Origin of the sequence: Mycobacterium sp. TKK-01-0059 (assembly GCF_000709305.1) — a bacterium.
Lineage (GTDB): Bacteria > Actinomycetota > Actinomycetes > Mycobacteriales > Mycobacteriaceae > Mycobacterium > Mycobacterium intracellulare.
Map to the genome: position 1 here is coordinate 2,316,394 of NZ_KL446993.1, position 18,905 is coordinate 2,335,298.

Here is an 18,905-nt window from a genome sequence, read left to right on the forward strand (position 1 = left end):
CCGCCTGCCGTAGACTCGTGCCGCCCGGCGTGTGGGCACCAGCCGCCTTAGCTCAGTCGGTAGAGCGATTCACTCGTAATGAATAGGTCAGGAGTTCGATTCTCCTAGGCGGCTCCATTTCTTCCCGGGTCAGGCCGGGGCCAGAAAACCCACCGGGCCCGACGCGATGCACAACGCCAGCGCGGCGGTGTTGGCCCGCACGGTGATCGCGTCCCCGGCGCCCGGCAGGCGCGCGAAGACCCGGTTGAGCCCGGGATGCACCGGCACTTTGACCTCGGGCCCCTGCGTCATCGACAGCGTCATCGACCCGTCGCTGTTGGCCAGGTAGTTCAGCTCGACGGTCCAGTCGGCGGGCAACAGCGGCCCGTCGAGGGCCAGGCGCGCGGGTTTGTCCGGTTGCGCGAAATAGCCGCATCGCGGCATCGGCCCCGGCGCGATGGTACGGACCCAGGTCACCCGCGCCTTGACCAGACGGCCGGAGCTATCCAGCATGCGCAATTGCGTTGTCGCCGGCGCGAATTCGGGCCTGTCGCGCAGCAGGGCGAACATGTGGCTGGCCAGATTCTCCGGTGCGGCCACCCGTTGCAGCACCAGCGGATCGACCTCGGAGTCCAGCAGCGGCGCGTCCGAGGCGGCATGGGCCGCGGCCAGCGACGCCTGGGCGTTGCGCAGATAGGGCTGGGCCGGGTTGTCGCGCCAGCTGGTCAAGAACGTGGCCGTCGAGTACAGGCTGCTGACCGCGAACAACACCGCAAAACCCGCGGTTACCACGGCGCGTTTCGGCGACGCGTCGAGCCAGCCCGGGCCGGCCGGGCGGTTCGGGGCGCACAGCGCGACGGCGGCCAGCAGCGCCAGCATGACGACTAGATCCGGGAAATACCGCAGCGTCTGGGCGAGTTCCAGCGCGGTCTGCTTCGACGAGCGCATCAGATAGATCGGCACCTGGCAGGCCACGGCGTAGCCCGCGGCGGTCAGCCACACCGGCCCGATGCGCCGCTTGCGCGCCAGCGACACCGCCAGCGCGCCGCCCAGCACCAGCCAGCCCAGCGCCATCACCGACGGCGGGGGCGTGGCCCAGGGCGAGGCCGGCGCCCACCGGTCCCAGTGCCAGGGGCCGCCGGCCAGCCCCGGCACGATGCCGTGCGTGATCGATCGCGCCAGCAGCCGCCCCGTCATTGACAGGTCGGAACTCCACCGCCGCTGATTGACCACGGCCAGATAGAGCACCACCCAGGCCGCGGTGAGCGCCAGCGCCGCGACCCACAACCGCGCGCCGGCCCGCCACACCGCCGCGAGCGCCGATCCCAGCCCCCCGTCACCGGTCACGTGGCGCAGCAGCGCGGCGACCGCGAACGCGACGAACGGGATCACCGCGGCCTTCTCGAAGAACAGCAGCCCGCCGAAGTAGACCAGCACCCCGGTCACCGCGTAGCGCCGGTTGCCGGTGCGCACCAGCAGGACGGCGTCGGCGCACACCCAGGCCAGCGCCGCCAGCATCGGCAGCGAGTTCAGCGCCGCCGCCCACCAGGCGAACCCGGGCACGGCGAGCGGGGTGAACAACGCGAACGTCAACGGGATCAGCAACACCGGCCGCCAGCCCAAGATGACGTGCAGCGCGCGCAGCAACGCCAGCGACGCCAGCAGCTGCAGCACCACCAGGCTGACCGCCGGCCACGTCCAGTCCAGCGGCGCCAGCCGGATGATGGTGCCCGCGAGCAGGAATGCCGCCGGCATGACGTGGCCGTCGTGATCGTGGAACAGGTACGACGGCGCGAGCAGGTTATGCGTGCCGGCCTTGCCGATCAGAATCAGGTCGTCCCAATAGAAATAGCCCCCGAACGCCAGCGCCGCGCGGACCGCCAGCTGCACCGCGATGAGCGCCGCGGCCGCCGCCGCTATGTATGGTGGGCCGGTGCGTGCACTGGTTACCGGGGCAGCCGGATTCATCGGCTCGACGCTAGTCGACCGCCTGTTGGCCGACGGCCACACGGTCGTGGGGCTGGACAACTTCGCGTCCGGCCGCGCGAGCAACCTCGAGCACCTGGCCGACAACCCGGCACACGTCTTCGTCGAGGCCGACATCGTGACCGCGGACCTGGAGGCCATCCTCGACGAGCACCGCCCGGAGGTGGTGTTTCACCTCGCCGCCCAGATCGACGTGCGGCACTCGGTGGCCGACCCGCAGTTCGACGCCTCGGTCAACGTGATCGGCACGGTGCGCCTGGCCGAGGCCGCGCGCCGGGCCGGGGTGCGCAAGGTCGTGCACACCTCCTCGGGCGGCTCGATCTACGGCGTCCCGCCGCGGTACCCGACGCCCGAGACGGTGCCGACCGATCCGGCTTCGCCGTATGCCGCCGGGAAGGTGGCCGGCGAGATCTACCTGAACACCTTCCGCCACCTCTACGGTCTGGACTGCTCACACATCGCGCCGGCCAACGTCTACGGCCCCCGCCAGGACCCGCACGGGGAGGCCGGCGTGGTGGCGATCTTCGCCCAGGCGCTGCTATCGGGTAAGTCCACCAAGGTTTTCGGTGACGGCGGCAACACTCGCGACTACGTTTTCGTCGACGACGTGGTGGACGCGTTCGTCAAGGCGTCCGGGGACGCCGGCGGCGGGCAGCGTTTCAACATCGGCACCGGCGTCGAAACCTCGGACCGGCAACTGCATACGGCGGTGGCCGCGGCCGTCGGGGGGCCCGACGACCCGGAGTTCGCGCCGCCCAGGCTCGGTGACCTCAAGCGATCCTGCCTCGACATCGGTTCGGCCGCAGAGGTTTTGGGTTGGCGACCGAAGGTCGAGCTGACCGAGGGGGTGCGCCGCACGGTGGATTACTTCCGGCGGACGCACGCCGGCTAGCTAGCCTCGGGCGCCTGCGCGGAATCCAACGCGATCGCCCGGGCCAGCCGCGCGTAGCGCAGCTCCAAGTCCTTGAACCGCATGTAGGTGCTGAGCGTGGTGAAACAGAAGGCCATGACCAGCGCGTAGAGCATCAGGTCGGTGCCGCGGCGCACCCCGAACCACTGCGCCACGACGGTGGTGTCGTCGGGCCGCAGCACGGCGTAGATGCCGGCCAGCACGAACACCACATAGCCGACCTTGACCCAGGCCCGGGACCGCGCGTTGCGGCGCGACCGCAGCAGATAGACCAGCAGCGCGACGATCGATCCGATCAGCAGCACCTGGATCCAGTTCATGGTGTCCTCCCTCGCAGGAACCCGTCGAAGATGATGTTGACGCCGTTGAGCAGCGGCTGCCCCTTCGACTTCGAGTATTCGGTGTAGAGCACCTCGACCGGTTCTTCGGCGACGCGCCAATGGTTTTCGTCGATCAGCATGATGAACTCGTTGGCGTGGCTCATGCCGCTCATCGTGATGTCCAGCCCGTCGGCGACCTTCTTGTTGAACACCCGCAGGCCGTTGTTGGTGTCGGTCAGCCCGAGCCGGCGACCGCGCCGGCTCAACCGCGCTGCCGTCTGCAGCACGATCCGTTTCAGCAGCGGCGGCCGCGCGACCTGCTGGGTGCCGAACCGGGTCCCGATGACCACGTCGACGTCCCCGACGCGCAGCCGGTCCACCATGGCGGCGAGGTCCTTGACGCGATGCTGGCCGTCGGCGTCGAACGTGGCGAAAACCTCGGCGCCGGGCTGCTTGCGGGCGTACTCGACGCCGGTCTGGATGGCCGCGCCCTGCCCGAGGTTGATGGGATGGCGAACCAGGTGAGCGCCCGCGCGCCGGGCGATCTCACCGGTGCCGTCGGCGCTGCCGTCGTCCACGCAGACGACGTGGTCGAATACCGAGCGCACGTCGGCTATCACCTCGGCGATGACAGCTGCTTCGTTGAAGGCGGGAATGACGACCCAGACGACCGAATATTGCGTTTCCGTACCCATCTAAGCCCACAAGGTACACGCTGGTGCAGGCCAGATCAGCCCGTTGCGCGTCCGGCGCGCGACAGCGCCACCAGATGGACTCCGATGCCCACCAGTGGCCCGCACAGCAATCCGACCACGGTGCGGGTCTGCAGGGACAGCGGCAGCAACAGCAGCAAACCCGACGCGACCGTGGCGCCAACCCAGCCCACCGAGTAGGCGCGGTGCAGCGCGGCGGCCACCGCGGCGGCGCCGGTCAGCGTCAGCATGGCGATCGCCACCGCGGCCGCGGTCAGCCAGGCCAGCAGGGCGCTGCTGGCGTGGTACTGCGGCCCGAAGGCGAATCGCAACAGCCAGGGGCCCACGGCGCCCGCGGCCAGCACCCCGACCGCGCCGATGCCCGCGACGATGCCGGCCGGGGCGATCAGCGCGCGCACCCGGTCGCTGCGCTCGTCGACGAAATGCGCAATCAGGTTGCCCTGCATGGCCGTCAGCGGCACCAGCAGCGGCGCGCGGGTCAACGTGACGGCCAGGATGATCACCCCGCCCTCGGCGCCGAGCTCGGCGCTGGTGAGCTTCAGCAGCACGGGAAAACCCATCACCAGGATGGCGCTGGCGCCGGCCGCGGTGATCGAATGCGCGGCGCCCCGCAGGAAGGTCGCGGTGCCGCCCGGGGTGAGCAGCCGCGCGGCCGCGCGGGTGGCCGGCGAGGCCACCAGCAGGATCAGCCAGGCGATCGCGCCGCCGACCGTCGCCCACAGGAAGCCGGTCAGATGCCAGCCCAGCACCACGGTGGCCGCCGCGATCGCGACGCGGATGACCGCGTCGGTCACCATCAGCGCCCCGTACTGGGTCCACTGGTTGATGCCGGCCAACATGCCCAGCAGCGTGGTGTGCACGCAGAAGCCGGCCAGCCCCGCGCACAGCAGCGCCACCGACAACCAGCGCTCCTCGACGAAAACCCGACCGCTCCACAGCGGCGCGGTCCCCCCGATCACGACGGCCGCGGCCACCCCGAGCAGCGCGCCGACCCGCAGCGGGTGGGTGCGCTTGGTCGGCGCGACGTCGAGGTAGGCGCAGGCGCGGACCTCGCGGGTGGTCTCTTGGAGCAGCCCGAAGGCGGCGCCGCTGACCAACCCGAAGGCCCCCCAGAAGACGCCGAACACCGAGAAGCCACTGGGCGCGAGGTCGCGGGCCGCCAGGTAGATCACGCCGTAGCCGCACAGGGCGGTCACGGCGGTGGCGGTGCCGACGCGGGCCATGCTGCCGCGCGCCACCGGCCCCTGCGAGGCGCTGATTTCGGTCATCGGGGCAGCGCTTTCAGCGGACCGCGCCGATGTATCGCCACAATTTGAAAATAGTAAGTGTCCGCACCGCTCGCCCGGCGCGGCGCTCGGGTTCGCTAATGTGGGCCGCTGTCGGAAAGGACCCATGGCCGCCTACCGCGTCTTCGGTGTTTCGCTGTTGCTCACCGTGGTGGCCCTCGTGCTGGGGTATGCCCACGGTGGCCTCGAGGATCTCTTCCTGCTGCTGGTGTTGGCCGTCCTCGAGGTGTCGCTGTCGTTCGACAATGCCATCATCAACGCCGCGATCCTGAAGCGGATGAGCCCGTTCTGGCGGCAGATGTTCTTGACCGTCGGGATCGTCATCGCCGTGTTCGGGATGCGTTTGTTGTTCCCGTTGGTCATCGTGTGGGCGACCGCGGGGATCGGCCCCGTGCGGGCGATGGAACTGGCGCTGCATCCGCCGCCGAACGGCGCGCTGGAGTTCGCGGACGGCTCGCCGAGCTACGAGAAGATGATCCTGTCCGCCCATCCGCAGATCGCGGCCTTCGGTGGGATGTTCCTGTTGATGCTGTTCCTGGACTTCGTCTTCCACGACCGAGATATCAAGTGGCTCAAGTGGATTGAGGTTCCGTTCGCCCGTATCGGGCGACTCGGCCAGGTGTCGGTGGTGGTGGCCGGCGCCACGCTGGTGCTCGTCGGCTCGCGGTTGACGCATTCCGCCGACGAGCGCGCCACGGTGCTGACCGCCGGGGTGCTGGGCCTGGTGACCTACCTGGTGGTCAACGGGTTGAGCCGCGCGTTTCGGCCGGCCAACGTCGAGGGCATGACGGTCGGCGAGGCGGTCGGGCGGGCGGGTTTCACCCTGTTCCTCTATCTCGAGGTGCTCGACGCCGCGTTCTCGTTCGACGGGGTCACCGGCGCCTTCGCGATCACCTCGGACCCGATCGTCATCGCGCTCGGGCTCGGCTTGATCGGCTCGATGTTCGTGCGGTCCATCACCATCTACCTGGTCAAGCAGGAAACCCTGGACCGGTACGTCTACCTGGAACACGGCGCGCACTGGGCGATCGGCGCGCTGGCCGTGATCATGCTGGGATCCATCGATCCGGGTTTGCAGGTGCCCGAGGCGGTCACCGCCTCGGTGGGTGTGGTCTTCATCGGGGCGGCGCTGGGCTGGAGCCTGCTGCGCAACCGGCGCAGGGCGCCATCGCGGGCTAGTGGCGATCGCAAGCGCGGCGAAGCCGGGAGCAGCGGGTCGCCACCATCGGGCTAGTGGCGGGTCGCCACCGTCGAGCTAGTGCCCCTCGGCCTTGAACCGGTCCACCGAGCGCTGAATCTCCGCCTCGGCCTCCGCGCGGCCGACCCAGTCCGCCGCCTTGACGAACTTGCCCGGCTCCAGGTCCTTGTAGTGCACGAAGAAGTGCTTGATCACGTCCAGCTCGAACTCGGGCACGTCGCCGATGTCCTGGATGTGGTCCCAGCGGTGGTCGCCGGCCGGCACACACAAAACCTTGTCGTCGCCGCCCTTTTCGTCGGTCATCCGAAACATGCCCACCGGGCGGGCCTCCACGATCACCCCGGGAAACACCGACTGCGGCAGCAGCACCATGGCGTCCAGCGGGTCACCGTCCTCGCCGAGGGTGTCCTCGATGTAGCCGTAGTCGGTCGGGTAGCCCATCGCGGTGTACAGGTAGCGGTCCAGACGCACCCGTCCGGTCTCGTGGTCGATCTCGTATTTGTTCCGCTGGCCCTTGAGGATCTCGATGGTCACGTCGAATTCCACCGCGTCGGCTCCTTGTCTGGGTGTCTGCATGGGCAGGCCAATTTTGCTCTGCTACACCCTAGTCGAGCCCATCGGCGCCGATTCGGCAGAATGGGTTCAGACAGTCAGGAGAGTGATGGCCCGTACTCGCTGGCAAAAATCCACCCCAGTGTTGATCGGGTTGGGCGTGCTGGCGTTCGTCGCTGCCGTGGTGGTGGCGGCGACGTTTTTCACCACGACCGGGCACGGCGCGGGCAGCGCGCGCGCCCCGATCCCGCCTCCGCACGCGCCCACGGTCAAGCCCGGCATGGTCCCGGTGAGCGACACCGCCGAGTTACCCAGCGGGCCCGGCGTGGGCGCCGCGCTGGCACCGGTGGCGGGCGATCCCAACCTGGGCAGGCTCGGCGGCCGGATCACCGACGCCCTCACCGGAAAAGAGCTGTGGCAGGTGGCCGATGACATGCCGCTGGTGCCGGCGTCGACCAACAAGGTGCTGACGGCCGCCGCCGCCCTGCTGACATTGGACCGCCAGGCCCGGATCAGCACCCGGGTGGTCGCGGGCAGCCAGAACGCCCAGGGCCCCGTCGTGCTGGTGGGCGCCGGCGATCCGGTGCTGTCGGCGGCGCCGCCCGGGCAGGACACCTGGTACCGCGGCGCGGCCCGCATCAGCGACCTCGTCGAACAGATCCGGCGCAGCGGGGTGACCCCGACCGCGGTGCAGGTGGACACCTCGGCGTTCAGCGGCCCGACGATGGCGCAGGGCTGGGATCCCGCCGACGTCGACAACGGCGACATCGCGCCGATCGAGTCGGTGATGATCGACGCCGGGCGCATCCAGCCGACCACGGTCAACTCCCGGCGGTCCCGGACGCCGGCGCTGGACGCCGGCCGCGAGCTGGCCAAGGCGCTGAACCTCGATCCCGCCGCGGTGACGATCGCGACGGCGCCGTCCGGGGCGCGGCAGCTGGCCGTCGTGCAGTCGGCGCCGTTGGTCCAGCGACTCTCCGAGATGATGGACCACTCCGACAACGTGCTGGCCGAATGCATCGCCCGTGAGGTGGCGGCCGCGATCAACCGGCCGCGCAGCTTCGCCGGCGCGGCCGACGCGGTGACCAACCGGTTGAGCACCGCCCACGTCGACACCGCGGGCGCGGCGCTGCTGGACTCCAGCGGGCTTTCGGTCGACGACCGGCTCACGGCCAAGACGCTCGACGGGGTGCTGCAGGCCGCCGCCGGGCCCGACCAGCCGTCGCTGCGGGCGCTGCTGGACCTGCTTCCGATCGCCGCCGGCAGCGGCACGCTGGGTGACCGGTTCCTCGACGCCTCGACCAGCCAGGGCCCCGCCGGCTGGCTGCGGGCCAAGACCGGCTCCCTGACCAACATCAACGCGCTGGCCGGGGTGCTCACCGACCGCAGCGGCCGGGTGCTCACCTTCGCGTTCATCTCCAACGACGCGGGACCGAACGGCCGCAACGTGATGGACGCGCTGGCGACCCGGCTCTGGTTCTGCGGGTGCTCATGACGCCGGCGTCGGAGCTGACGCTGGGCACCGCCGTCGACTGGCAATTCGCGGCCACGGTCGGCCGGCGGCTGGCCCGGCCCGGGCCGCCGTCCAGCGACTACACCCGGCGCCAGGTGATCGACGAACTGGTGGGCGCGGCCGCCAAAGCCGAACCCCTGGTCCGTGACGTCACCGGCCTGGTCGCGGGTGGCTTTGACACGGGCCAGGTGCCCGCCGCGCGCATCGTCGACCGCCCGGAATGGGTAGCCGCCGCGGCCGAGTCGATGCGGGTGATGATGAACGGCGCGGAGAAGCCGCGCGGGTTTCTCACGGGCCGGGTCACCGGCGCGCAGACCGGCGCCGTCCTGGCCTACGTCTCGTCGGGGATCCTCGGCCAATACGACCCCTTCGCCACCGATAACGGGGCGAGGGCCGGCTGCCTGCTGCTGGTGTACCCGAACGTCATCGCCGTCGAGCGGCAGCTTCGGATCGAGCCGTCCGATTTCCGGCTGTGGGTGTGCCTGCACGAGGTCACCCATCGCGTGCAGTTCACCGCCAACCCGTGGCTGCCCGACTACATGTCGCAGGCGCTGGGCCTGCTGACCCGCGACGCCGGTGACGACCTCGGCGAGGTGGTGAGCCGGCTCGCCGACTACGCCCGCAATCGCGGCAATCCGGCCTCCGACGCCAACTCGGCGGGCATCCTCGGTCTGGTGCGGGCGGTGCAGTCCGAGCCCCAGCGCCACGCCCTGGATCAGCTGCTCGTGCTGGGCACGCTGCTGGAGGGCCACGCCGACCACGTGATGGATGCCGTCGGGCCGATCGCCGTGCCGTCGGTGGCCACCATCCGCCGCCGCTTCGACGAGCGCCGCCACCGCAAGCAACCGCCCCTGCAGCGCTTGCTGCGCGCACTGCTGGGACTCGACGCCAAGCTCAGCCAATACACGCGCGGCAAGGCGTTCGTCGACCACGTCGTGGGCCAGGTGGGCATGGCGCGATTCAACGCCATCTGGACGGGGCCCGAAACGCTGCCGCTGCCCATCGAGATCGAAGAGCCCCAGCGATGGATCGACAGGGTGCTGTAGGCCGGCTGCGCGCGGTTGTCGAGGCGTTCGTCAAGACGCACCTCGCCACCGTCGACCAATGGTGCGTGGCCCTGTCCGGTGGCCCGGATTCGTTGGCGCTGACCGCGGTGGCGGCCCAGCTGCGGCCCACCACCGCGGTGGTGGTGGACCACGGCCTGCAACCCGGCTCGGCCGACGTCGCCGAAGCCGCCCGGAAGCAAGCAGTGTCACTGGGATGTGTTGCGGCGCAAGTGGTTCGGGTGCAGGTCGGCACGGAGGGTGGCCCCGAAGCCGCGGCGCGCGCGGCCCGCTATGCCGCGCTGGCCGCCTACCACGACGGCCCGGTGCTGCTGGGTCACACGCTCGACGACCAGGCCGAGACGGTGCTGCTCGGGCTGGGTCGGGGGTCCGGCGTGCGCTCGATCGCCGGGATGCGCCCCTACGACCCGCCGTGGTGCCGGCCGCTGTTGGGGGTCCGGCGCGCGGTGACGCACGACGCGTGCCGGGAGCTGGGCCTGACGCCGTGGCGCGATCCGCACAACAGCGACCCCCGCTTCACCCGGACCCGGTTGCGTGCCGAGGTGTTGCCGCTGCTCGAAGATGTGCTCGGCGGGGGCGTCGCCGAGGCGCTGGCCCGCACCGCGACCGCGCTGCGGGAGGACAGCGAGTTGATCGACGCGCTGGCCGCCCGGGCGCTGCCCGGCGCCAAGGCGGGCGATGGGCTGCGGGTCTCGGCGCTGGCGACGCTGGACGCGCCCGTGCGGCGGCGCGTGATCCGGGCCTGGCTGCTGGCGGGCGGCGCAACGGGGCTGACCGACAAGCAGATTCGGGGGGTCGACACCCTGGTCACCGCGTGGCGCGGCCAGGGCGGCGTGGCGGTGGGGTCGTCCGTGCCCGACGAGCGGTTGTTCGCGGGCCGCCGCGACGGCGTTTTGACGCTGTGGCGCGAACCGGTCGGCTGACCGCAATATCGGGGCCGCCGTTGGTTATCCGCCCGCCGGCGTGGCACTCTGTGGGCGTGGCCCAGATCTCCTCGGCGATCACCCCCGCCCAGCCCGCGGAGCTCTACCCCGGGGATATCAAGTCTGTCCTGCTGACGGCGGAGCAGATTCAGGCGCGAATCGCCGAACTCGGCCGCGAAATCGGGGAGCACTACCGTGACGCCGCGAGCGAGACCGGCCAGGACCTGCTGTTGATCACCGTGCTCAAGGGCGCCGTGATCTTCGTCACCGACCTGGCCCGCGCGATCCCGGTGCCGACGCAGTTCGAATTCATGGCCGTCAGCTCATACGGATCATCGACGTCCTCGTCGGGTGTGGTGCGCATCCTCAAGGACCTGGACCGCGACATCCAGGGCCGCGATGTCCTGATCGTCGAGGACGTCGTGGACTCGGGCCTGACCCTGTCGTGGCTGCTGCGCAACCTCAAAACGCGGCATCCGCGGTCGCTGAGGGTGTGCACGCTGCTGCGCAAGCCGGACGCGAAGGGAGCCCACGTCGACATCGCCTACGTGGGCTTCGACATCCCGAACGACTTCGTCGTCGGCTACGGCCTCGATTACGACGAGCGCTACCGCGACCTGTCCTACATCGGCACCCTGGACCCCAGGGTCTACCAGCAGTAGCTCGCGGCGATCGCGAGCGCGGCGAAGCCGGGCGCGGCGGGTCGCCGCCATCCGGCTTCGCGGCGATCGCGAGCGCGGCGAAGCCGGGCGCGGCGGGTCGCCGCCATCCGGCCGGGTCAGTCCAGTTCCCACACGGCGGTGACCGAGAAGTTCACGGTCTGCTGGCCGGGCTCGAGCGGGACCATCGACGGCATGGCGCGCGGCGTCGGCGTCCCGACCGGCGGGGGGTTGCCGGTGGCCTCCGAGATGGACAGCACCCGGCCCAGCCGGAGCCCGGACAGCTGGGCGTACTGCTCGGCGCGGCCCTTGGCGTCGTTGAACGCCCGCGCGCGGGCGTCCTTGACCAGCTGCGAATCGTCGGCGATGGAATAGCGGACCGACCTGATCCGGGTGGCGTCGCCGCCCGTGCCGACGACGAGGGCCAGCAACCGCGACGCGGCGTCGGGCGGGTGGATCTTGACGGCGACGGCGTTGGTGGCGCGGTACCCGGTGATGTCGGCCGTGCCGCTGGGGCCAGGGTTGTTGTACTGCGGCGCCAGGGTGACTTCGGTGGTGCTGATGTCCTTGTGGTCGACGCCGGCGCCGAGCAGCGCGTTGATGACCGCCTGCTGACGGTCGTTGGTCTGGTTCATCGCGGTGGTCACGTCGGGGGCGGTGAATTCGATACCGACGTCGGCGGTCAGCGTGTCCGGGACGCCTTGCACTTGCCCGGTTCCCAACACCGTTACCTGGCGGGGGTTGGCGCCCGGGTGCGACGGGCTGGGCTCGTCGCATGCCGACGCCGCCGCGACGGTCAGGCCGGCCGCGGCCACCGCGATCGATCGGCGGACAAGGTTCGAGGCGTTGGTTGCGACCGGCATGCCTGGCACCCTAGCCGCTGGCCCCACGGTCCGTGTTGTGAATTTCCGGTCAAGTGGTCGGTGCCGGGGGCCCGATTCCCGGCCCAGTCCGGTTCGTGGATGCGAATAGTGATGTGCGAGAGCCAGTTTGACACCAGCACCATGGCGACGATCACGACGATGATCACCACCAGGGGTAGTTCCAGGCCAGGCTGAGCCATATCGGCCGTGTTGCCGCCGGACCCGCCATGAACCCGACCGGCAGTGCCTGGGCAGCATAGCCAGCGGCCGGATTGGGTCAGCGGGTCGTCCGGCGCCGGTTCACCGGTACCCGGAGCAAAGCAAAATCGGCGCTGCGGCGCGCTCATATAGGAACATATATGAAACTCCAATCATATTGGATTACCGCGATATTCATGCTGAATCCAAAAGTCGCAGCGGATCCGACCAGCTAAATGAATAGTTGTCCAACCGGCCGTGAAAAGGCGACCCGAAGGCTGTCATCATCCGAGGTCACCGGCCTAACGTGACGAGCGTCGGACTCGGCGCCGGTGATCGTCGCTGAAAGCTGGTTAATTGAAAGGGTTTTGAGGACTCACCATGTCTTTTCTGATGGCACGGCCGGAAATTCTCGATGCGGCTTCGCGTGAGCTGCACGGCATCAATGCCGCAGTGCAGGAGAACAATTCGGCGCTCGCCGTGGCGACGACGGCGGTGGCCCCCGCCGCCGCCGATGCGGTGTCGATACTGACGGCCGCCCGGTTTTCCCAACACGGACAGCTCTTCCAGGAGATCAGTGCGCAGGCGGCGGCGGTTCGCGAGCAGTTGGCGACGACGCTTGGCATCAGCGCCGGTTCGTATGCCGCCACGGAACTCGCCAACGCCGCCGCGGTCGGTTAGGCGAGGACACGATGCTGGACTTTGCGCAGTTGCCGCCGGAGATCAATTCCGCGCTGATCTATTCGGGGCCAGGTTCGGGGCCGTTACTGGTCGCCGCGGCGGCATGGGGCGGCCTGGCCGCCGGCCTGCATTCCGCGGCTTCGTCCTACGGGTCGGTGATCGCGGGCATCGAGGGCGGCCCATGGCAGGGGCCCGCCGCGACGTCCATGCTCACCGCGGCCGTGCCGCAAGTGGCGTGGCTGAGCGCCACGGCCGGACAGGCCGAACAGGCGGCGAACCAAGCGGTGGCAGCGGCGGGTGCCTATGAGGCGGCATTCGCCGAAACGGTGCCGCCGCCGGTGATCGCGGCGAACCGGGCGTTGCTGATGGAGTTGCTGGCGACGAACTTCCTCGGGCAGAACACCCCGGCGATCGCGGCCACCGAGGCGCAATACGCCGAGATGTGGGCCCAGGACGCCGCCGCGATGTACGAATATGCCGGCGCTTCGGCGGCGGCGTCGACCTTGCCCGCGTTCGAACCGGCGGCGCCCACCACGGACCCCGCCGGCGTCGCCGGTCAGGCCGCCGCGGTGGCCCGGGCCGCCGGCGCGAGCGGGAGCGACAGCGCGCAGGGGCTCGACGCGGTGCCCCAGACCCTGTCGGCGCTGGCCGGGCCGACCAACACGTCCCCGTCGCCGGCCAATCCCACGCTGTCCCTCGGTGGAATCGGCATGAACCCCGAGGGCGACGGCATTGTCGTGGGAGGCCCGTTGGGGGATCTGTTGGAGGGCCTGACCGGGTCTCAAACCCTCGATGCCAGCACGCCTTTCGACGCCTTCATCCGTTTGATTTCGCCGACGCGGTTGTTCACCACGGCGTTCAAGGACATCCAAAGTCTCGCGCAGGGCTTCATGCCCGCCGCGAAGTCCGCCGCCGAGGGCGTCGCCAAGGCCGCGGAAGCGGCCCTTCCCGCCGTTTCGGGTGCGGGACTGGGCTCGATCGGCGCGATCGGCGGCGCCGTCGGCAAGGCGGCATCGATCGGCGGATTGGCGGTGCCCGCCGCCTGGGCGAGTGCGGCCCCGGCGCCGCCGATCGCCGTGGCGCTCAATGGTGCCACCACCGCGGGGGCCGTCGAACGTGCCACGAACGCGGTGGGCGGGGTTCCGATGGTGCCCGCCGCTGGGGCGGGGCGCGGCGTCGCGGCCCACTTCGTCACTCCCCGATACGGTTTCAAGCCCACTGTCATCGCGCAGCCCCCCGCGGGTGGGTGACTCGTCAGAAGGGTGGGTCGTCGGGCAGGGGCTGCAAGGTGGATTGGTCGGGTTCCCAGTCCGGGGGCAGTTCTTCGGGTTCTCGGGGGTCGTTGACCCAGGTGCAGTAGGGGCTGGTGCTCGGTGTCCCCTTGAACAGGAACAGCATGTCGCGCATGTGGTTTCGGAACTTGCGCGCCGCGATTTCGTCTTTGCGGTCCTGTTCGAGGCGGCGGCGGGCCTCGTTGATCGGGCGCTGCTCGCGATTGTGGGTGCGCGCCTGGGTGATCCGCGCGCTGCGCTGCCGGGATCGGCCGCGTCGTCTCGGCTCGGGGGCGGCGCAGGCCGGGGCGCGCGCCGCCGGAAACAGATCCGCACCCACGGGGGAGGTCCGGTAGGTGTTGCCGGTCGGCGAGGTCCAGATCACGGTTCCATCGGCCAACTGTTTGTCGCGCCAGCCCCCGAAGGTTTTGAGCCGATGATGCTGGCGGCACAGGCATTTCAGGTTCTCCGCGACGGTGCGCCCGCCCGCCCGCGGATCTTGATGGTTGAACGGAACGGTGTGGTCGATATCGCAGATCATCGCCGGGCGGGAGCATCCGGGGAAGCGGCAGGTCAGATCGCGGCAGCGCACGAACCGCTCCAGCCCCGCCGGCGGTTGATAGCGCAAGGCCTCGACCGGACTGGTCACCGGGTTGGCCACCAGCACCGACGCGGCGGCCGCCAACCGGCGCACCTGCTCGGCATCGATGACCCCATAGCCCTCCAGATAGCCGGGCCCGGCGCCGTCGGCGTAGACGGTCTGTTCGCCGGCCATCACGTTGACGACCACCCGCGTCCCGGTCGGCTCACTTTCGCGAGTGTGCTCGCCGGCCCGGGTGGGGCAGTCGGCCCGCCGGCACGCACAGCCCAACCGGCGGCCCTCGGCCAGAGCCGACAGTGCGTCGGCGCGGCGCTGATCCATCGTCCGTGGATCGGCCGGGCACACCTGCTTGGCGAGTTGGGACAGCCGGCGATCAAAGGCCGTCGCGGCGGCGGCGGCCACCGAACCGCGGATCTCGGCCATCCCGTTGTCCGCGGCGCTGATGGCGACGTAACGGTCGTCCTCGGCGGCCACCCGACGCTCCCGGGCGGCGTCGGGATCGGCGACCCGCACCGCGGCATCAACCGCGTTGACGATCCGCTGCCGCGACCAACCGTGCCAATTCCCGATCCGGGCGGCCAACGACTCATCGAGCGTGGCGATCACCTTCGGGTCGGTGACCAGATCGGTGCGGGTGATGACCAAACGCACCGTGCGCCAGTCCGTTCGCCCCTCGGCCAACAGCGCCGCCACCCGCGGCAGGCGGGTATCGAGCGCCTCGGCGTGCGACACCAGAAAACTGGCACCCATCGCAGACAGGTTCATCACCGCGGCGACCTCGGCGGCGGTCTGCTCGAAACCGTCGATCTCGGCGTACTCCCGATCGGCCCCGTCGGCAGTGGCCACCCGATGCCGCAGCAGCGCCGCCACCGCCGCCAACCGCCGCGCCACCAGCATCGACTCCTCCCGATGCGTGGACTCGATCACCGCTACCAGAGCGGCGGGATCCGACGGTACTTCGAACATGCGTTCGATTATAGGTGGGCCCCCCGACAAGTTTCAGGGCGTGACGAGAACCTTGCAGTGCCGCTCGGGGTCGGCCAGGTCGTCGAACGCCGCCCCGACCGCATCCAGGCCCACCTCGCCGGTGATCAGCGGGCTGACGTCGATGTCGCCGTCGGCCAGCGCGCGCAACGAGTCGCCGAACTCGTCGGGGGTGTAGGCGAGCACGAACTGCACGTTGATCTCTTTGGCGATCGCGAAGAAGGGATGCACTGTGTCGGGTTGCATGCACACCCCGGCGACCACCAGTCGAGTGCCCGGCCGCGCGCGGAGCAGCACGTCGTCGATGATGCCAGGCACCCCGACGGCCTCGAACACCACCGCGGGCTTGACACTGTCGAAGGGCGAGCCCTGCGCCGGATCCAGCGTCTGGTGAGCTCCCATCGCAGTGGCGAGCTCCCGTCGCTTCGGTGAAAAGTCCGCCGCCACAATGGTTTCGACGCCCTTGGACCGAAGGGCGGCGACGATGGCGATCCCGATCGGGCCGCAGCCCAGTACCAGGGCCGTCTCCCCGGGCGCGACGTTGGACTTGTTGACGGCATGCAATCCCACCGCCATGGGTTCGGTCAGTGCTGCGTGTTTGAAGTCTAGGCCATTGGGGACGGGCAGCAGCAGCGGCGCGGACAACAGCATCCGTTCGGAGTAGCCGCCGATTGTGCTGTTGCTGTACACAATTGGCTCGACGCCCTTGGCGGACAACAGCACCGGCAGCGAGGTGACCAGGGTGCCCGGTGGATGGGTCTCGGTGTCGGGGCCCGCTTCGAGTATCTCGGCGCTGAATTCGTGACCCATGAAGATGTCGTGGTCCAGGTCGACGTGCATGCCACCGCCGCCACCGGCCGCCCGTTCGGTCATTTCCAGCACCTGGGCGCCGTGGGCGGCGAAATGCAGGTCGCTGCCGCAGATTCCGCATGCCCGCACGCCGACGAGCACCTGCCCGGCTTCGGGGATCGGGTCGGGCACGTCGTCGCGGTAGACCATGCGACCGTCGCGCAACACCGAGGCGCGCATCAGTGCACCGCGTCTTTCTGTTCGTCGACGTGCTCGGTGATGGCCTTGACCACGGCCTCGCCGGCCCGGCCGATCAACTGGTCACGTTTACCTCTGGCCCAGTCGTGGGATGCGCGGGACGCTTCGAGTTGACGTTTGAAGTGGGGAATCACCTTGCGCGCCATCAGGTCATAGCAACGGTACGTCGCTTCGGGTGATGCCCAGTCATGGCCGAGCATCAGCAGGGTGCCGAAGCCGCCGGAGCGGTCGAGCAGGTCTTCGATGTGGGCGATGGCGTCCTCGGGCGTGCCGATGCAGCAATTCCCCTTGGCCGCGTAGTCCGCGACGAACTCGTGTGGCGTCTGGGTGCCTTCCACGCTGTTGGCCAGCGGGACGAACCCGGCGGCGCCGAAGTAATTCGCGAAATCCTGCAGCCCGTAAGTGCAATCGTCGATGGCCTGCTCGCGGCTGTCGGCGATGTGCATGATGCTCAGGACGCGCCAGTTGCCGCGGTCCGGCTCGTCCCGTCCGGCCTTTTCGGCCTGCTCGCGCACCACGTCCCAGGTGGTTTCCAGCGCCGCGTAGCCGCCGGGCACCGACATCGACAGCGACAGCAGCGAGGTGCCCAGCGCGCCGGCCAGCCGCGGACCGGACGGCGAAATCATTGCCGCCGTGGATATTTCGGGGTAAGGCCAGGTGTAGGGCCGGATGTGCAACTGCGCGTCGCGCAGGGTGAACCAATCGGAGTGGCGGTCGATCCGTTCGGTGGGTGCGGCCCGGAACAGCGCCAGGATGGCCTCGAGGGATTCCTGCATCATCGGTCGCTGTTCGACGGGATCGATGCCCATCATGTAGGCGTCCGACGGCAGCGCGCCGGGCCCGGTTCCGAACATGACCCGGCCGCGGGTCAGGTGATCCAGCAGCACCCACCGATCGGCGACCATCAGCGGGTGGTGATAGGGCAGCGAGACCACTCCCGTGCCCAGCCGGATGTGTTTGGTCCGCTCGGCCGCCGCGGCGATGAATACCTCCGGACAGGCGATCAGCTCGTAGCCGCCCGAGTGGTGTTCGCCGAACCACGCTTCGTCGAACCCGAGCCGATCCAGCGCGACGACGCGTTCCATGTCGTACTCGAGTGCGACCGTTGGGGATTGGCCGACGGGGTGAAATGGGGTGATAAAGACACCGAAACGCAGGGGCGCACTCATCGAAGCTCCAATCCGTTGAGGAATTCCAGTAAGGCCGCATTCACCTCGCCGGGGCGCTCCTGCTGCAGCCAATGCCCGGCGCCGTCGATCATCACCTGTTGGTACGGCCCGGAAATCGCCTCCGCAGCGCGGTCGGCACGGGTGAACGACAGGACGGGATCGGCCGTCCCGCCGATGAACAGACACGGGACCGAAATCTTGACGTCGTCGAGTTCGGGCGTGGTCTCCCAGTTGCGGTCGAAATTGCGATACCAGTTCAGCCCGCCGGTGAAGCCGGTCCGCGAGAATTCGGCGATGTAGTGGTCGAGCTCGTCCTGGCTTATCCAGTCCGGCAGGCCGTCCGGTTCGGGAAGGCGTTCGACGAAACCTTCCGGACCGGGGCTGGCCATCCGCACCAGCGCATCCTTGCCGTCGGTTCGCAGGCTGCCCATCATGCGACGGATCACCCGGGCGGGATCGGCGTTCAATTCGGCGTCGGCGACACCGGCCTCCTGGAAGTAGAGGATGTAGAAGAAGTTCTCGCCGAACATCTTTCGCCACGCCTTCGTCGGCGCCACGTGCGGGCGCGGCGTCACGGGCACGCTGAGCGCGGCGACGGCCGCTACCCGGTCGGGGTGCAGCAGCGGGGCGTTCCACACCACGGCGGCGCCCCAGTCGTGGCCGATCCACACGGCACGCTCGGCGCCGACGTCGTCGAGCAGACCGACCAGGTCTCCCGTCAACTGGTGAATGTCGTACGCCTCGACGGCATCCGGGCGATCCGAACCGCCGTAGCCGCGCTGATCGGGCGCCAGCACGTGGTAGCCGGCGTGCGCGAGGACGTCTATCTGGTGGCGCCAGGAGTAGGCCAGTTCGGGAAAGCCGTGGGCCAGGATCACCACGGGTGCGCCGCGGTCGCCCGCTTCGGTCACCCGCAGCCGCACACCATTGGTATCTACTAACCGTTGGGTTGGGGGCACCGTCTCACCAAAGCACAACGGTTGCGCAC

18 protein-coding genes and 1 tRNA gene are annotated in these 18,905 nt (G+C 69.6%); 9 read left to right on the plus strand and 10 right to left on the minus strand.

The window, feature by feature from the left end:
• Positions 1–41: 41 nt before the first annotated feature.
• Positions 42–117, plus strand: a tRNA-Thr gene (locus tag K883_RS11180).
• A gap of 12 nt (positions 118–129) precedes the next feature.
• Here the strand turns inward: K883_RS11180 and K883_RS11185 are convergent.
• Positions 130–1,947, minus strand: coding sequence for a hypothetical protein (locus tag K883_RS11185; protein ID WP_020821462.1), 1,818 nt, complete (start codon positions 1,945–1,947; stop codon positions 130–132).
• Between K883_RS11185 and K883_RS11190 the strand changes: the two genes are divergently transcribed.
• Positions 1,913–2,857 (plus strand): NAD-dependent epimerase/dehydratase family protein, encoded by a 945-nt coding sequence (locus K883_RS11190; RefSeq protein ID WP_014710838.1) that lies wholly within the window; start codon positions 1,913–1,915, stop codon positions 2,855–2,857. The two genes, K883_RS11185 and K883_RS11190, sit on opposite strands and share 35 nt — an antisense overlap.
• Here K883_RS11190 and K883_RS11195 read toward each other — a convergent pair.
• The 3 genes from K883_RS11195 to K883_RS11205 are packed head-to-tail and all read right to left on the minus strand — an operon-like array spanning position 2,854 to position 5,176.
• Positions 2,854–3,195, minus strand: a complete 342-nt coding sequence (locus K883_RS11195) for a DUF2304 domain-containing protein (RefSeq protein ID WP_009953616.1) — start codon at positions 3,193–3,195, stop codon at positions 2,854–2,856. The two genes, K883_RS11190 and K883_RS11195, sit on opposite strands and share 4 nt — an antisense overlap.
• Complete coding sequence (locus K883_RS11200) at positions 3,192–3,890, minus strand: glycosyltransferase family 2 protein (protein WP_009953617.1); 699 nt, start codon at positions 3,888–3,890, stop codon at positions 3,192–3,194. The genes K883_RS11195 and K883_RS11200 overlap by 4 nt, the downstream gene beginning before the upstream one ends.
• 35 nt (positions 3,891–3,925) lie before the next feature.
• A complete protein-coding gene (locus K883_RS11205) occupies positions 3,926–5,176 on the minus strand; it encodes a hypothetical protein (protein WP_020821464.1) in 1,251 nt (416 codons plus the stop codon).
• Positions 5,177–5,300: 124 nt separating this feature from the next.
• Between K883_RS11205 and K883_RS11210 the strand changes: the two genes are divergently transcribed.
• A complete protein-coding gene (locus K883_RS11210) occupies positions 5,301–6,428 on the plus strand; it encodes a DUF475 domain-containing protein (RefSeq protein WP_020821465.1) in 1,128 nt (375 codons plus the stop codon).
• Between the two features lie 21 nt (positions 6,429–6,449).
• On the opposite strand, the gene K883_RS11215 is transcribed toward K883_RS11210, so the two are convergent.
• Positions 6,450–6,938, minus strand: a complete 489-nt coding sequence (locus K883_RS11215) for an inorganic diphosphatase (RefSeq protein ID WP_008263447.1) — start codon at positions 6,936–6,938, stop codon at positions 6,450–6,452.
• A gap of 115 nt (positions 6,939–7,053) precedes the next feature.
• On the opposite strand from K883_RS11215, the gene dacB reads away from it, so the two are divergent.
• Genes dacB through hpt form a run of 4 tightly spaced genes read left to right on the plus strand, consistent with a single transcriptional unit; the run spans position 7,054 to position 11,106 of the window.
• A complete protein-coding gene (gene dacB, locus K883_RS11220; protein WP_029384489.1) occupies positions 7,054–8,439 on the plus strand; it encodes a D-alanyl-D-alanine carboxypeptidase/D-alanyl-D-alanine endopeptidase in 1,386 nt (461 codons plus the stop codon).
• On the plus strand, positions 8,436–9,503 hold the full coding sequence (locus K883_RS11225; protein WP_020821466.1) for a zinc-dependent metalloprotease: 1,068 nt from the start codon (positions 8,436–8,438) through the stop codon (positions 9,501–9,503). Before dacB ends, K883_RS11225 begins: the two co-directional genes overlap by 4 nt.
• Positions 9,482–10,444 carry a tRNA lysidine(34) synthetase TilS gene (gene tilS / locus K883_RS11230; protein ID WP_020821467.1) on the plus strand — a complete coding sequence of 321 codons (963 nt, stop codon included), beginning with the start codon at positions 9,482–9,484 and terminating at the stop codon, positions 10,442–10,444. The genes K883_RS11225 and tilS overlap by 22 nt, the downstream gene beginning before the upstream one ends.
• A 50-nt stretch (positions 10,445–10,494) precedes the next feature.
• Positions 10,495–11,106, plus strand: coding sequence for a hypoxanthine phosphoribosyltransferase (hpt, locus tag K883_RS11235; protein WP_020821468.1), 612 nt, complete (start codon positions 10,495–10,497; stop codon positions 11,104–11,106).
• 116 nt (positions 11,107–11,222) lie between these two features.
• Here hpt and K883_RS11240 read toward each other — a convergent pair whose 3' ends face one another.
• Positions 11,223–11,966: an SIMPL domain-containing protein gene (locus K883_RS11240; protein ID WP_020821470.1), complete on the minus strand. Its 744-nt coding sequence runs from the start codon at positions 11,964–11,966 to the stop codon at positions 11,223–11,225.
• A 579-nt stretch (positions 11,967–12,545) separates the two neighbouring features.
• Here K883_RS11240 and K883_RS11250 point away from each other — a divergent pair.
• Positions 12,546–12,845, plus strand: coding sequence for a PE family protein (locus tag K883_RS11250; protein ID WP_014381719.1), 300 nt, complete (start codon positions 12,546–12,548; stop codon positions 12,843–12,845).
• An 11-nt stretch (positions 12,846–12,856) separates the two neighbouring features.
• Positions 12,857–14,095, plus strand: coding sequence for a PPE family protein (locus K883_RS11255; RefSeq protein ID WP_020821472.1), 1,239 nt, complete (start codon positions 12,857–12,859; stop codon positions 14,093–14,095).
• Between the two features lie 4 nt (positions 14,096–14,099).
• Here the strand turns inward: K883_RS11255 and K883_RS11260 are convergent, their stop codons facing one another.
• From K883_RS11260 to K883_RS11275, 4 genes are read right to left on the minus strand one after another with little or no spacing between them, the layout of a single operon-like run.
• Positions 14,100–15,683, minus strand: a complete 1,584-nt coding sequence (locus K883_RS11260) for an HNH endonuclease signature motif containing protein (RefSeq protein WP_020821473.1) — start codon at positions 15,681–15,683, stop codon at positions 14,100–14,102.
• A 33-nt stretch (positions 15,684–15,716) separates the two neighbouring features.
• Complete coding sequence (locus K883_RS11265) at positions 15,717–16,730, minus strand: zinc-binding dehydrogenase (RefSeq protein ID WP_009957412.1); 1,014 nt, start codon at positions 16,728–16,730, stop codon at positions 15,717–15,719.
• On the minus strand, positions 16,730–17,917 hold the full coding sequence (locus K883_RS11270) for an LLM class flavin-dependent oxidoreductase (RefSeq protein WP_008263461.1): 1,188 nt from the start codon (positions 17,915–17,917) through the stop codon (positions 16,730–16,732). Before K883_RS11270 ends, K883_RS11265 begins: the two co-directional genes overlap by 1 nt.
• Positions 17,914–18,894 (minus strand): alpha/beta fold hydrolase, encoded by a 981-nt coding sequence (locus K883_RS11275; RefSeq protein WP_231504872.1) that lies wholly within the window; start codon positions 18,892–18,894, stop codon positions 17,914–17,916. Before K883_RS11275 ends, K883_RS11270 begins: the two co-directional genes overlap by 4 nt.
• Positions 18,895–18,905 lie beyond the last annotated feature (11 nt).